This is a genomic window from Frondihabitans sp. 4ASC-45, from assembly GCF_049472575.1.
Taxonomy (GTDB): domain Bacteria; phylum Actinomycetota; class Actinomycetes; order Actinomycetales; family Microbacteriaceae; genus Frondihabitans.
On sequence record NZ_JBCEBN010000002.1, the window covers coordinates 187,368 to 201,020 of the forward strand.

Annotated in this window: 15 protein-coding genes; 13 read left to right on the forward strand and 2 right to left on the reverse strand. The window is 67.8% G+C overall.

Annotated features, from left to right (window positions below):
• Position 1 precedes the first annotated feature (1 nt).
• The gene (locus VH571_RS04480) at positions 2-979 is read right to left on the reverse strand and encodes an Ig-like domain-containing protein (RefSeq protein WP_423263515.1); all 978 of its coding nucleotides are present in this window, start codon (positions 977-979) and stop codon (positions 2-4) included.
• A 195-nt stretch (positions 980-1,174) separates the two neighbouring features.
• Between VH571_RS04480 and VH571_RS04485 the strand changes: the two genes are divergently transcribed.
• The 5 genes from VH571_RS04485 (at position 1,175) to VH571_RS04505 (ending at position 5,237) form a co-directional block, all read left to right on the forward strand.
• The gene (locus tag VH571_RS04485; protein WP_423263516.1) at positions 1,175-2,089 is read left to right on the forward strand and encodes a hypothetical protein; all 915 of its coding nucleotides are present in this window, start codon (positions 1,175-1,177) and stop codon (positions 2,087-2,089) included.
• Positions 2,090-2,505: 416 nt separating this feature from the next.
• On the forward strand, positions 2,506-3,885 hold the full coding sequence (locus VH571_RS04490; RefSeq protein ID WP_423263517.1) for an MFS transporter: 1,380 nt from the start codon (positions 2,506-2,508) through the stop codon (positions 3,883-3,885).
• A gap of 270 nt (positions 3,886-4,155) precedes the next feature.
• Positions 4,156-4,446 carry a WXG100 family type VII secretion target gene (locus tag VH571_RS04495; protein ID WP_055958241.1) on the forward strand — a complete coding sequence of 97 codons (291 nt, stop codon included), beginning with the start codon at positions 4,156-4,158 and terminating at the stop codon, positions 4,444-4,446.
• Between the two features lie 99 nt (positions 4,447-4,545).
• Positions 4,546-4,950: a WXG100 family type VII secretion target gene (locus VH571_RS04500; protein ID WP_423263518.1), complete on the forward strand. Its 405-nt coding sequence runs from the start codon at positions 4,546-4,548 to the stop codon at positions 4,948-4,950.
• Positions 4,950-5,237, forward strand: coding sequence for a WXG100 family type VII secretion target (locus VH571_RS04505; protein WP_055958235.1), 288 nt, complete (start codon positions 4,950-4,952; stop codon positions 5,235-5,237). Before VH571_RS04500 ends, VH571_RS04505 begins: the two co-directional genes overlap by 1 nt.
• A 100-nt stretch (positions 5,238-5,337) precedes the next feature.
• On the opposite strand, the gene VH571_RS04510 is transcribed toward VH571_RS04505, so the two are convergent.
• Positions 5,338-5,493 (reverse strand): hypothetical protein, encoded by a 156-nt coding sequence (locus VH571_RS04510; RefSeq protein WP_423263519.1) that lies wholly within the window; start codon positions 5,491-5,493, stop codon positions 5,338-5,340.
• Between the two features lie 67 nt (positions 5,494-5,560).
• Here VH571_RS04510 and VH571_RS04515 point away from each other — a divergent pair, with 67 nt between their 5' ends.
• The 8 genes from VH571_RS04515 (at position 5,561) to VH571_RS04550 (ending at position 13,630) form a co-directional block, all read left to right on the forward strand.
• Entirely contained in the window at positions 5,561-7,051 is a 1,491-nt protein-coding gene (locus tag VH571_RS04515; protein WP_423263520.1) for a glycohydrolase toxin TNT-related protein, read from the forward strand.
• A gap of 291 nt (positions 7,052-7,342) precedes the next feature.
• Entirely contained in the window at positions 7,343-7,588 is a 246-nt protein-coding gene (locus VH571_RS04520; RefSeq protein WP_423263522.1) for a hypothetical protein, read from the forward strand.
• Between the two features lie 527 nt (positions 7,589-8,115).
• The gene (locus VH571_RS04525) at positions 8,116-8,421 is read left to right on the forward strand and encodes a hypothetical protein (RefSeq protein WP_055958223.1); all 306 of its coding nucleotides are present in this window, start codon (positions 8,116-8,118) and stop codon (positions 8,419-8,421) included.
• A gap of 81 nt (positions 8,422-8,502) precedes the next feature.
• Positions 8,503-8,895, forward strand: a complete 393-nt coding sequence (locus VH571_RS04530) for an excalibur calcium-binding domain-containing protein (RefSeq protein ID WP_423263523.1) — start codon at positions 8,503-8,505, stop codon at positions 8,893-8,895.
• 248 nt (positions 8,896-9,143) lie between these two features.
• On the forward strand, positions 9,144-10,241 hold the full coding sequence (locus VH571_RS04535; protein ID WP_423263765.1) for an LLM class flavin-dependent oxidoreductase: 1,098 nt from the start codon (positions 9,144-9,146) through the stop codon (positions 10,239-10,241).
• A gap of 19 nt (positions 10,242-10,260) precedes the next feature.
• Positions 10,261-10,887, forward strand: coding sequence for an FMN reductase (locus VH571_RS04540; RefSeq protein ID WP_423263524.1), 627 nt, complete (start codon positions 10,261-10,263; stop codon positions 10,885-10,887).
• A gap of 191 nt (positions 10,888-11,078) precedes the next feature.
• Positions 11,079-11,948: a DUF1684 domain-containing protein gene (locus tag VH571_RS04545; protein ID WP_423263525.1), complete on the forward strand. Its 870-nt coding sequence runs from the start codon at positions 11,079-11,081 to the stop codon at positions 11,946-11,948.
• 35 nt (positions 11,949-11,983) lie between these two features.
• The gene (locus VH571_RS04550; RefSeq protein WP_423263526.1) at positions 11,984-13,630 is read left to right on the forward strand and encodes a bifunctional 3'-5' exonuclease/DNA polymerase; all 1,647 of its coding nucleotides are present in this window, start codon (positions 11,984-11,986) and stop codon (positions 13,628-13,630) included.
• Positions 13,631-13,653: the final 23 nt, after the last annotated feature.

Here is a 13,653-nt window from a genome sequence, read left to right on the forward strand (position 1 = left end):
GTCATCCGTTCCGGTCGGTGTCGCGGGGCGGCGTCAGCGGCGAGACCGCTTCGCGGGAGGGCTCGGCGGCGAGGACGCGGGCCGGGTTGTTTGTGGAGGAGCGGCCGACGCCGACGACGACCGAGCCGACGGCCTGGTCGCCGCTGCGGTCGGCGTAGACGAAGTACGAGAACTGGTCGATGCCGGTGAAGCCGGTGTCGGGGTGGTAGACGAACGTGCCGTCGGCCTTGCACTCGACGCTGCCGTTCTGCGGCTGTCCGCAGCGGCTCAGGGTGATCGGGTAGCCGCTCGCCACCGTGTCGTCGGCCACGGCCGAGCCCGAGACCGCCGCGTTCTTGGCGGTTCGCGCCACGGCACCGGCGATCGTCGGCGCGTGCGTCATCCCCGGCACGACCGCGACCTCGACGCTCGTGGGAGCCGACCGCTGGCCGACCGGGTCGTCGATCCGGTAGTGGATGGTCGCCCGCCCGCTGAAGTCGGGTGCCGACTGGAACACGATGCCGCGAGGGCCGAAGCTCGCGGTCCCGGCACGAGCCGGTGTGACGGTGGCTCCGGCGAACGTCGGCCCGGTCGTCGTGCAGCTCGCGCAGGTCGCCGGCAGCTCCGAGTAGGGGATCGTGGCGAGCGACCCCTGCGCCAGCGGAACGTCGTGGAACGCGGGGGCGGGTGCCGAGAGAGTCGGGGGCGCGAGGGCGACTCGGTAGGTCTCGGCGCGGGTCTCGGATCCTCGCCTCAGAGCGATCACGACCTTCTGCGTGCCGACACCGCGGTCGTAACCAGCGGCAGCGAAGGTGACGGCCCGGTCGTCACAGCGCACCGTGACGAGATCGGGAGTGCGTCCGGTCGGGCACGCCGTGACCGTCCAGCCCTTCGGCAGGGCGCTCTGCTGGGAGCCGCGAAAGGGGATGCTGAGCACATCGTCGCTGACCGCGGCATGCGCGGGCACGAGCCCGGTCGAGAGGGCGAGAGCTGCGACCACGATCGCCGCGAACCGCACACGGCCACGACCGAAACGGCGCCGTCGACGGCCAAAAGACAATCGAACCCCCGCCGATCTGTGTGCTCGCCCTGCTTCGTGCGTCTCGCCGGGAGTCTGTCGACCCGGGGCGGGAACACCCGTAGGTTAGCATCGGGGTCGTTCGAGACGAGCGACGACAGCGTGAAGGGGGATTCCGTGGCAACAGACGACCACTCCCAGGATCCGCGCCGACCCGTCCGCCCGACCGGCGCCCCGGTGCGTCCCGCCGGTGCTCCACCCCGCGGTCGCCGTGCTCGCGTCGAGACGCCTGTCGACGCCGCTCCCGAGGTGCGAGCCGTTCCGCGGCGCGTGCTGCCGGTGGCGCCGCCTGCTGCCGCTCCGGTGGCGCCTGCGCCGGTTGCTTCCGCGCCGGTTGCGCCTGCCCCGGCTGCTCCCGCCCCGGCTGTGCCTGCTCCGGTTGCGCCTGCTCCGGTCGCACCTGCTGCTGCCCCTCCCGCCCCGGTCGTTGCACCCGCCGCGCTGGCGCCGACCGCGGTCGCCCTCGCTCCTCGCCGCGAGGTCACCGCTCTCACCCACCGCGTCATCGGTTCCGCCGCGTCCGCCGGGCTCATCTCCGGCATCGGCTCCCCGTCGGCGGTGACGCTCGAAACGCTCCCGGATCTCCTGCCCGAGCCCGGTGTCGACGACAGCACTCCGCCGCTTCGCAAGCAGCCCGCGTTCATCGTCTCGCTGATTGCGGCCGGCGTGATCCTTCTCGGTGTCGCCGCCTTCTTCGTGCTGCAGCACGTACTCCGCGGGCCGGATGCCGTCGAGGGGCTCACCGTGCTCGACGGCGGCAACAACTACGTGCTGCAGTGGAACGGCCCCGACGTGCCCTACTCGGTCTCGGTCACGACGAAGGCGTCGACGACCATCGACGTCACCCGCTTCGTCAAGGGCGGACGCCAGGCATTCGTGCCGAAGTCGGGCCTCGGCTTGACCGACGCCTCCTGCTTCGTGGTCCGCAGCACCGCCGAGGCCACCGAGCACCCGACCGTGCCGACATCGCGGGCTGATCTCTCGACCGCTGGCGCCCAGCGCTTCTGCGTCGCCGACATCCCCTCCCAGTAGCCCCGCCTCTCGTCGGGCTCTCGTGAGTGTCCACGATCGGCTAGTCCCCGGTCGCGATCATTAGCAGATCGCGGACACTCACCAACCCGTGGGGCGATCAACCCCAGAGCAGCTACCTGTGAAATACCAATAAGTGCAGGAGTGCCCAGGATGGGTGCCTTGCGCCGGGGGAGGGGGTGCGTGTCAGACTGGATACACGTCACTCGTCGTGGAGTGGTCTGTCCATCCAATCCGAAAGTCGATCGCTTCAGCCTCGCGGCCAACCCCGAGGCACGATCGCAGAAACAGAGTCCACGGCGAGACGCCCGGCCCCGACAGGGTCCGATCGAGTGCAGCAGCGCTCGTGTTTTGTCGTGCACCCGAGGAGACCCGTGTCCGACATCACAGCACCCGCACGCACCGGGTCAGTCCGAACCATGCCCACCCGAACCGGCGCCGTCCGGTCCGTCAGCGACCAGGCCCACACCCTGACCCCGAAGGCCGTCATCGGCATCGCCGTCCTCGGCCTCGCGACCTTCTTCGCCATCACCACCGAGCTCATGCCCGTCGGCCTCCTCGGACCGATGAGTGCCGACCTCGGCGTCAGCGTCTCGCAGATGGGCCTCGTGGTCACCGTCTACGCGCTCGCCGTCGCGCTGCTCGCACTGCCGCTCACCGTGGCGACCTCGCGTTTCCCCCGGCGAGCCGTGCTCATCGCGACGCTCGGCGGGTATGCGGTCTCGAACCTCCTGATCGCCCTCGCCCCGACGTTCGCCGTCGTCTGCGCCGGCCGCGTCATCGGCGGCGTCGCGCACGCTCTGTTCTTCTCGGTCGCGTCGGCGTACGCCACCCGGATCGTGCCGCCGCGCCTGGCCGGCCGGGCGATCGCGTTCGTCTACTCGGGCAGCTCGCTCGGCTTCGTGCTGGGCGTGCCGCTCGCGACCACGGTCGGCGAGCACAGCGGCTGGCGTCTTGCCGTCGGCGGGGTCGCCGTCGCGTCGGCCGTGCTCGCTCTCGTCGCGGTCGCCTTCTTGCCGTCGGTGCGGGGAGAAGCACAACCCCACTTAGGATCCCCCAAATCGTGGGCCCGCTCCGGCCTCCTCGCGGTGGGTGTCGCCGACCTGTTGCTCTTCGCCGGCCACTACGTCGTGTACACCTACGTCGGGCCGTACCTCGAGGGCGCCGGGCTCGGCCACGACGCCATCGGTGGCGCGCTCCTCGTTCTGGGTGGCACCGGAATTATCGGACTCCTCGCGGCCGGATCCTTCGTCGACCGAGCCCCGCGCCAGACCCTGCTCGTCGCCGTGGCCGTCATGGCTCTCGCTCTCGCCGCACTGCCGTTCGTGCACGGGTCGCTCGTCGGCACGTTCGTCGTCGCCGGCATCTGGATGGCTGCCAACGGCACGACCGGCACGCTGTTCATGGCCGCGGCGATCCGCACCGGGGGAGTGAGCCCCGACATCGCGGGCGCGCTGATCAACGGGGCCTCGAACGTCGGCATCGCGGCCGGTGCTGCAGCGGGTGGTGTCGTGTACGGGTCGGCCGGTCTCGGCGCACTGCCGCTGGCCGCCGCCGTGGTGCTCGCCGCGAGCTTCGGCGTGGTCGTCGTCGCGCGTAAGGGCTTCCCGCTGCACGGCCACGCGCAGGCGACCCTGTCGACCACGAGTATCCCGGTGATCACGACGTCGATCCAGACGATCACCACGTCGATTCCCACCCTCGTCACGTCGTCGATCCGCACGATCAAGACGCACACGTCGTCGATCCGCACGATCCGCACTCCCGACACTGCGACCGGTTCGACGCGTTTGCCGTAGGGCGTCGCCCCGCTCGCGCCGCCCGCCCTGCTTTCGAATTTGAAGGAAAAACTGGGCGCCGACCCCCGCCGATCGGCATGAAGTCGTCCCCCTCCGACCGAATCTCCTTCGAATTTGCAAGCCGTCGCCGTTGCAAACCGGGGGCACATGTACCCACACGAATCAGTTGTGGCGCGCAACGCCCCGCGTGTAGCGTCGTTACCGCGTGGTCGTCACACTCCAGGGGGATTCGCCTCCGCGCGGCACGTCCGAAGAAGGGTCAGGGCAGTCATGGCACAGTACAAGGTTTCCAGCGAGAGCCTCGCGTCGGCATCGAGCCAGCTTTCGAACGGCTCGAGCGACGTCCAGTCGACTCTCGCTCACCTCCGCAGTCTCGTCGAGAGCCTCGGTAGCGAGTGGGAAGGCTCCGGTTCGAGCGCTTTCAACGAGCTCTACACCGAGTTCAACACCGCCGGCATCAAGCTGAACGAGTCGCTCTCGGGCATTGCCGACCTCCTCAGCAAGGCCGCGTCGTACTACGCCGAGTCTGAGGCCAACGTCGCCAACGCTTTCCGCGGCTAGCGACAACCGGGTCGGCACCACCAGGGCCGACCCACCCGCGCGCGCTCTCAAGGGAGCGCGCGTCGGTGTGTCCGGCGGAGTGAAACAGAGGGGGAGCTCGTGGCGAATGTCACAGTGTCATCGGAGGCGGTCCACGAGGCCTCCTCGCGGGTGAGTGCAATGGTCGAGGAATTCTCGGCTCGGCATGCCCAGGCCGACCAGACGGTCCAGGCACTCGTCTCGTCGTCTTGGACGGGCGAGGCTTCCACCGTGTTCCACACCGGCTGGACCGACTGGTCGACCGGCGCGGCCAAGGTCGCCGATGCCCTGGGTGGCATCGCGACCCTCCTCGCCGAGGCGGCCGTCGAGTACGCCGAGACGGAGGCGAGCGTGACCCGGGTCTCCGTCTCGTCGACGGTCGTCTCTTCCACTCCAGCCAGTGGTGGCGCATCAGGCGAAGCATCGACAAGCCCCCACACCGAAGGATCCGCGACACCGCCTTCCGACCCGGCCGGGCTCCGCTGATGCCCCGTTTCCACGCCGACGTCGCCGAGATCGACCAGACCGTCGTGACGCTGTCGCAGTTGGCAGAATTCTGCGCCTCGCTCCTCACCGAGATCGACACGATCCGCCAGACGGTCTCCGCCTCGTGGGACGGCGAGGCCTTCGCCTCGTTCCAAGCCCTCCACGCGGAGTGGGCTTCCGGTGCAGCCGAGATGGCGGCCGGCATCGCCATCATGCATCAGGCTGCAGTGGACTCGAGCGCCAACTACACGGCCGCGTCCGAGGCGACCCGCGGGGTGTGGGGCTGATGGCCGGGGTTCTCTTCGACGTCGACGCGACCGACTTCGTCACCGCGTCCACGACGTCTTCGTCGGCGGCGGAGTCGGCTGTCGCCGCCCGCGGGTCGCTTCAATCGGCGTTGTCGGGATCCTCGTCCATGGCCGGTTCCGACCCGACGGGCCAGAAGTGGTCGGAGTCGTACGACTCGGCCGCCGCCGACGCTGTGCGGGGCCTCGATTCGATCGTGACCGTGCTCGGTTCCGTCTCGGCGGGGCTCGCGGTCACCGGATACAACTACGCGTCGGCCGACTGGCAGAGCGCCGGTCAGGCGGGCTCACCTCCCGGGTTCACCGTGCCCTCCCTGCCGTCAGCGGTCTGCTCCGCGCCTCCGCCCTCGTCGTCGGGTGGAACGCGCGCCTCCGACATCCCCGGATTCGAGTACGTCGCCGACTTCATCGGCACGATGTGGCCCGATGGCGACACCGGCAAGCTCACCGCAGCCGCCAGCGCCTGGACGGCCCTCGCCGACAGTCTCGACACCATCAAGTCGAGCGATCTCACCCGCGTCGTCGATGGTCTCGACGGCACCGACACCCCCGAGATGCCGTCGATCCGGGGCACCCTCAGCCAAGTGCAGACGGCTGTTGGCCAGCTAGCCACCGAGGCGCGCTCGATCGCCACCGGCTGCACCGACTTCGCCGCCCAGATCGAGAGCGTCCACACCCAGACTCGCCAGGAGCTGAATAACCTCCTGCTGCAGATCGAGGCCACCGTCGGCGTCTCCCTGCTGCTGACGGTGGTGACGGCGGGGGCCTCCGATGTGGTCGGCGCGGGAGTCGTCGCCGGCGAGGTGACATTTACGGTCAGCCGGATCCTGACGATCATCGGCGAAGCCGCCGCGACGGTCGCCCGCGTGGTCGATGAGGTCGCTGTCGCCGCCGGATCCATCGCTCGCATCGCTGGTATCTCCGAGCAGGTCACCGTTCGCGTCGTGGCCTTCGCCGGTAAGTCGGTGGTCGCGGGTGTCGGCAACTCCGCCCTCAACACGGTCTCGACGGCCATCACGATGCCCGGCGCCGACCTGAACGAGGCTGCCCTCTCCGGCTTCATCGGCGGGGCTGCCCTCGGCACGCTCGGGCAGGGCGTGAAGTACGGGGTCGATGCTGTCGCGGCGCGTTCTGCGATGAAGGCCTCACTTGATGCAGCACTGCCGGGCATTAGCCGTGAGCTAGGCAAAAAGGTAGAGGTTCTGGCGCCTATTGCCACTCACGTCGGTGCCGACGGAAAGGTCATTCCCACTCGCGCTCTTATCCATCCGCGGGCAAGTTTGCTGGAGAAGGAGTATGCGCCTCAGCCTGCGGACGGAGCGGGAGTTGGTGCAGACAGTCCCCAAGTAAGAGCGCTCTTGCCGAAAGGCTTTTTGCGCTGGAATGGAGGGACTAAAGCGGCTTACGACGCCGAACACTTGTCAGGAAGAATTGTCCACGGGAAGCCTGAAATCAACCCCAATTCATGGCCCGATGGCGAGAAGGCACCGGATGGGTTCCAGAATCCAGAGTCTCGCATGCCCGTGGTTCTCAAAAAGGGATTCATCATGGACCGACTCGGTGGCCCTATTGGTCGCTTTACTTCGCCGGTAGGAACAAGCTTCCCTCCTCGAGCTCTCCACGATTACAGCCTCGATTACGGCTATCATCGCTACGAAGTTATTCACGAACTGCCAGCGTGGGCAGGGCCGACGGCGGACGCCTTTGGAAAGACCGGTGGCGGGCCTCAACTTTTATTACCTGAAGATGCGAAGGTATTACTGGCGCGAGGCTTCATCAGAGAAGTGGTTCAATGAGTTACTTATACAATTTAGATTCACTAAAGCGTCAACTAGCACGCGTCGAGGTGGACCCAAGCTTATATTCAGTTGGTGAAGCTGCCGATGGTACGTATTGCATAGCTGCAAACTCGGAGGGCGACTGGGAAACATTCACTTTTGAGCGGTCTCAAAAGTACGATCTGAAGGTCTGGGCGAGCGAAGAAGACGCCTGCCTCGCTTATCTCGGGCGCATCGCTTGGATGGAGTGGGGTAGGTAGTCGTCATTAAGCCAACACCAGACCGATTCATCACACCGGCACTCTTGCAATGAGTTACTTCATAAACATCGACAAGCTCACGACGCGATTGGCCAGGGCCCACGTCGATCCCCGTCTCGTCTCGGTGGGGTCGTACGCCGAGGGGTGCTACTGCATTGCGCAGAATGAAAACGGAGTCTGGGAGACCTTCATCGGTGAACGCTCGGAGAAATTCGAGCTGAAGGTCTGGAACAGTGAAGAGGACGCCTGCGTGGCATTCCTGGGGTACCTCGCGTGGACCGAGTGGCACGACTAAGCCCGCTCGGCACTCGGGTGCCGATCCGAGCAGGACGAAAAGGACCGCGAGGAACTACGAATCCCTCCGCACGTGCATCGCAAGCCTCGGATTCAACCTGCACTCCGTCGTGACCACCGTCGACGCAGTCGCCGGCCAGATTGCCACGGTCGGTCCCTCGTACTCTCTCGTGCGCTGCCGTGACGGATTCACGATCATGGCCGACGGCGGTCGAGCCGACGTCTACGAAAAGCCCTTTGCCGGTCACCGCGTAGCACCGGGCTGGCCGCCGTACCCTCCGCCTGCGATTCCGGCTGATTGCAGCCCTTAAGCCCACCCCCAACACCGTTTCGTATGCCGAAGGTCCGCCGCCGCCCAGGCTGGCGCTTGCCCCATTACCCGACCCCGTCGGATCCTCGTCTTTAGCCGGCCCGTCGGCCGCGAGACTCCAGAAGTTGCCCATGCGCACGGCACTTCATAGGCACATCGTGGAGTCTCGATACCCGCCGCACGGGTGCGCGAGCGACAGCAGGTGCGAGAATGGCCGCATGTTCGGCAAACGCCTCCGCGGGACTGACTCGCCCATCACCCGCGACACCGGCTTCGGCATCGGGGCGCAGGTCTACGTGGTCGACTCCGACGAGGATCCGACCTCGCCCTTTCCAGACGGGCCGACCGGTGTGGTCGTGCGCCCCGGGGGATCGGCGTGGCAGCCGGTCTCGGTGATCGGCGGATCGTCCCGCGTGTGGACCATCCAGTTCGACACCCCGCAATACACGGCCGAGCTTCACGGGCCCATAGCGATGGTGCAATTGCCCGAGCGCTACCTCCGGCTGGCCCCGCCCGTCGAGTAGCGGATTTCGCGGACGGCCCCCGAACGGGGGCCACTCGTTCTGGGACTAGGGGGCGAACCCCGGCGTCGATAGCGTCAGGGCATGATCTCACCCCGGCTGGCTCTCGCCGCCACTTTCTTGACCGTGGCTATCGCCGTGCCGTCCGTCGTCGTCGCTGCCGAGGCGTCGTCCGCGAGCACCTCCTCTTCAAGCACTTCTGCGATCACAGCGTCCACGAGCACGACCACGACGCACACGACCTCCTCGCGCCTCGCGAAGCCCGCCGCCAAGGAGTACAAGAACTGCACCGCCATCAAGAAGGTGTACTCGGGCGGCATCGCCAAGAAGGGCGTGAAGTACAACGTCGTCAAGCACAAAGACGGCACCAAGACCAACAAGGCTCTTAAGGGCAAGGTCAAGTTCGACACTGCTCTCTACAACGCCAACAAGAAGTCCGATGCCGACAAAGACGGAATCGCCTGCGAGAAGAGCTAAGCGGCGTTTCGTCGGATCCTCGTCGCCCTCCCATCTTGTCGATGCGGAGGGCTTCGCTCTGCCCCCTGCTGCCCCGCGCCGCGGCTGGCCCCGTCCACGCCCGCGAGTGCCGCCAAATGCACGCCCGCCATCGCCCAAAACGGCGTTTGCCGCCACTCGGGAATAGACCCGACCCCACGGCGTTGAACCCAACTGTATGCAGACGCATACAAATGACGTAGGGTGAGAACATGGAAAACAAGAGCGGCATGCAGTTCGGCGTCTTCTCCGTCGGCGACATCACCACCGACCCGACCACCGGCATCACGCCGACCGAGCACGAGCGCCTCAAAGCGATGATCACGATCGCGAAGCACGCCGAAGAGGTCGGCCTCGACGTCTTCGCCGCCGGCGAGCACCACAACCCGCCGTTCGTGAACTCCTCGACGACCACTCTTCTCGCCATGATCGCGGCTCAGACCGAAAAGCTCCTGCTCAGTACGGCGACCGCCCTCATCACCACCAACGATCCGGTGAAGATCGCCGAAGACTACGCACTGCTCCAGCACATCACCGACGGCCGTATCGACCTGACCCTCGGCCGCGGAAACACCGGCCCGGTCTACCCCTGGTTCGGCAAAGACATCCGCCAGGGCATCAACCTCGCCATCGAGAACTACGCCCTGCTGCACCGCCTCTGGACGGAGGAGGTCGTCGACTGGAAGGGTCACTTCCGTACACCCCTCCAGGGCTTCACTGCGACCCCGCGCCCTCTCGACGACGTTGCGCCGTTCGTGTGGCACGGTTCGATCCGCTCGACCGAGATCGCCGAGCAGGCCGCGTACTACGGCGATGGATTCTTCGCGAACCACATCTTCTGGCCCGCCTCGCACACCGCCCAGATGGTCAAGCTGTACCGGGAGCGCTTCGAGCACTACGGCCACGGCACCGCCGCGCAGGCGATTGTCGGCCTCGGCGGTCAGGTGTTCATGGCGAAGAACTCGCAGGACGCCGTGAAGCAGTTCCGCCCCTACTTCGACAACGCGCCCGTCTACGGTCACGGCCCCTCGATGGAAGACTTCACCGCGCAGACCCCCCTCACCGTCGGCAGCCCGCAGGAGGTCATCGACCGCACGCTCGGATTCCGCGACTACGTGGGCGACTACCAGCGCCAGCTCTTCCTCATCGACCACGCCGGACTGCCGCTCAAGACCGTCCTCGAGCAGCTCGACCTGCTCGGCTCCGAGGTCGTGCCGGTGCTGCGTCGCGAGTTCGCCGTCGGACGCCCCTCCGACGTTCCGGACGCGCCCACCCACGCGTCGCAGGTCGCCAAGCGCGACGCTGCCCTCGCTGTTTCCGCGCTCTAGACACCAAGGATCCGCCACCATGCCTCTCAAGCACATCGCCGTCGTGGCTGCCGGCCTCAGCCAGCCCTCCTCGACACGCCTGCTCGCCGACCGTCTGGCCGAGGCCACCGTCCGCTCCCTCGCGGAGCACGGCGACCAGGTCGAGGTCACCGTCGTCGAGCTGCGCGACCTCGCGCACGACATCACCGACAACCTGCTGACCGGGTTCCCGTCGCCCGCGCTCGATGCCGCCATCACCGCTGTGACGTCGGCTGACGGCGTCATCGCCGTCACTCCGGTCTTCACCGCGTCGTACAGCGGCCTGTTCAAGTCGTTCTTCGACGTGATCGACAAGGAGTCGTTGTCGGGCACGCCCGTTCTCATCGGTGCGACCGCCGGGACGGCGCGCCACTCGATGGTGCTCGACTTCGCGCTGCGACCGCTGTTCTCGTACCTCCGCGCGGTCGTCGCTCCGCTCGGCGTGTTCGCGGCCTCGGAGGATTGGGGCTCGGGCGATGAGACCACGACCACCCTGCCCGACCGGGTAGCTCGAGCGGGCGCCCAGTTCGCCGACCTCGTCTCGGGCCACTCGACGGCTCGCGACGACGCGTTCGACGGCGTCGTGCCGTTCGAGGAGCAGCTGCGGCGTCTCTCTGCCGACAGCTAGGCATCGCCGCCGCCACCTTTCGGCCGCGCACCCGCCTTTCGGCGGTGTCGCGGCCGCTCGGTGGTTTCGGATCCGTGTTGTCAGGTCTGTGTTGCCGGGTCCGTGTTGTTAGGTCCGTGTTGTCAGGCACCGCGTGGTGACGCGCCGGTTCTGGCGGAAATGTCGGGGGCCTCTTCTACGTTGGAGCCATCATGACTGAGACGAGCACCGCCGACAGCAGCCCCGCCGAAACCAACGCAGCCGACCCCGCGGCCGACCTCGCCGAGTTCCACCAGCGACGCCTTCGACGAGCGCAGAGCCCCCAGGGCCCGCTCGCGCTGACGAACACCCAGTGGGTCGACTCCGAGCAGCCGATCTACGGCGTGCCTGGGCGGTGGGCTCCTGCGCCGAAGGGTCTTGGCGGCCTCGCCGTCACCGCAGCGACCGCCGACGGCATCATCGTCGACGGCGATCCGGTCGACGGCACGGTCTACGTCTCGGGCGACGATGCAATAACCCCCTCGACGATCGCCTTCGCCGACGGCTCCACCGGCACCGTGATCGCGAACGACGACCGCAGCACTTACGCTCTCCGGGTCTGGAACCCCGCCTCCGAGGCCATTGAGGCGTTCGGCGACATCGACGCGTTCCCGTTCGATTCGTCATGGGTCGTGACGGCCGAGTGGGTACCCACGGCGGAAGGCACCGAGGTCGACATCCGACACCAGAAAGACCTCGACCTCAGCCGTCCGAAGCCCCTGCCCGGCCTCATCCGCTTCAGCCGTGATGGGGTCGACTACGAGTTGGCCGCTTTCCCCGCGGGCGACGGCGACCTGCTGCAGCTGGTGTTCGGCGACGCCACCAACGGCGACTCGACCTACTCTGTCGGGCGTTTCCTGTTCCCGACCCCGAACGACGATGGAACCATCACCCTCGACTTCAACCGCGCCGTGCTGCCGCCGTGCGCCTTCTCGTACAACTTCAACTGCCCCATCCCGCCGAAGCAAAACCGCTTCGCCGTAGCCATCGAGGCGGGGGAGAAGAACGTCCTCGCCAAAGACGGCTCGCTCCTGCACGAATAGCAGGCCAGACGCGCCCGCCACCTAGAATCGAACAAATGTTCACGTGTCTCGTTCGTCTGCCCGACGAGTCCATCGAGGTGACGGTGATCGGACGTGACGAGGCCGGGGCACTTCGGTCGGGGTCGGTGCGCCGGATCCTGGGCTCCGATCTCGCTGGCGAAATCGAGCGCGGTGAAGCGGTCGCCACGCGGTGGGTCTGGGACGACACCGCTCGGTGGTATCCCCAGCTGCTCGCAGACGGCCTCCACGTCGATCGATGCGTTGACCTGCGCCTCGCGCACGCGATTCTGCGGGCCTCCGAGTTCACCATCGGCTCCGAGATTCATCGGGGCGGTGCGGGCCCGTGGGATGCCGGCCAGGCTCCGCCGGTGGCCGCCGACGCGCTGTTCGTCGTCGAGCGCGAGTCGCTGCCCGATCCGGTCGGCGAGTTCCTGCTGCAGCGTGCGGCCATTGAAGCCTCTCCCCAGCGCGGTCAGCTCGAGCTGCTCGTCGCCGCCGAGTCGGCAGGTGCCCTGATCGCCGCTGAGATGCGAGCGCGCGGCATTCCGTGGTCGGCGTCGACGCACGACGCCCTCCTCACGGTCGCCCTCGGCCCCAAGCCGCACCCTGGCCAGCGCCCTGCCCTGATGCTCACTGATCTGGCGGCTCTCCGGCGAGAGCTCGGAACGCCCGACCTCAACCCCGATTCGCCGGCCGAGTTGATCAAGGCGCTGCGAGGCGCCGGGCTTGCGGTGCGCACGACCCGGCAGTGGGAGCTCCAGCAGCTCGACCACCCGGCGATCCCGCCCCTGCTCGCCTACAAAAAGAAGCAGCGGCTCCTCGTCGCCAATGGCTGGGCCTGGCTCGACGCCTGGGTCGCGGGCGGGCGCTTCCGGCCCGACTACGTCCCCGCCGCCGCAGCGACCGGCCGCTGGGGCACCTCGGGCGGGGGAGCCCTGCAACTGCCGAAGGCGGTGCGCGGCGCCGTGGTGGCCGACCCGGGGTGGGCCCTCGTGGTCGCCGACGCCTCGCAATTGGAGCCCAGGATCCTGACCGCCCTCTCCCACGACGACGCTATGGCGCGTGCCGGCACCGGAGACCTCTACAAGGGGATCGTGGCGTCCGGCGCCGTGGCGACCCGCGCCGAGGCCAAAGTCGCGATGCTCGGCGCCATGTACGGTGCCACCTCGGGCGATGGGGGGCGGCTCATGCCGCGACTCACCCGCGCCTTTCCGAAGGCGATCAAGCTCGTCGAAGACGCGGCCCGAGTCGGTGAGGGCGGCGGCGTAGTGCACACGCTCCTGGGGCGCACCTCGCCCGATCCCTCGTCCGCGGCGGGCGACGACCTCGCACCGCCGCCTCCCGAGGTGGGCGTCGGCGATGTCGGGGCAGGGCGCCGCGCCTGGGGTCGCTTCACCCGCAACTTCGTCGTGCAGGGCACCGCAGCCGAATGGGCGCTCTGCTGGATGGGTGCTCTTCGCCGTTCGCTCGACGCCCGGTTCGGGCATGGCCCGGACGCACCGCACCTCGTGTTCTTCCTTCACGACGAGGTCGTCGTCCACACGCCCGCCGATGTCGCCCCCGAGGTGGTCGCCCTGGTCGAGGGCGCTGCCGCCGAGGCGGGGCGGCTGCTCTTCGGGCAGGCTCCCGTGCGCTTTCCAGTGACGGTGGCGACAGTGGAGTCGTACGCCGACGCGAAATAGCCACTTGCGGCTCCCCGGTTCGG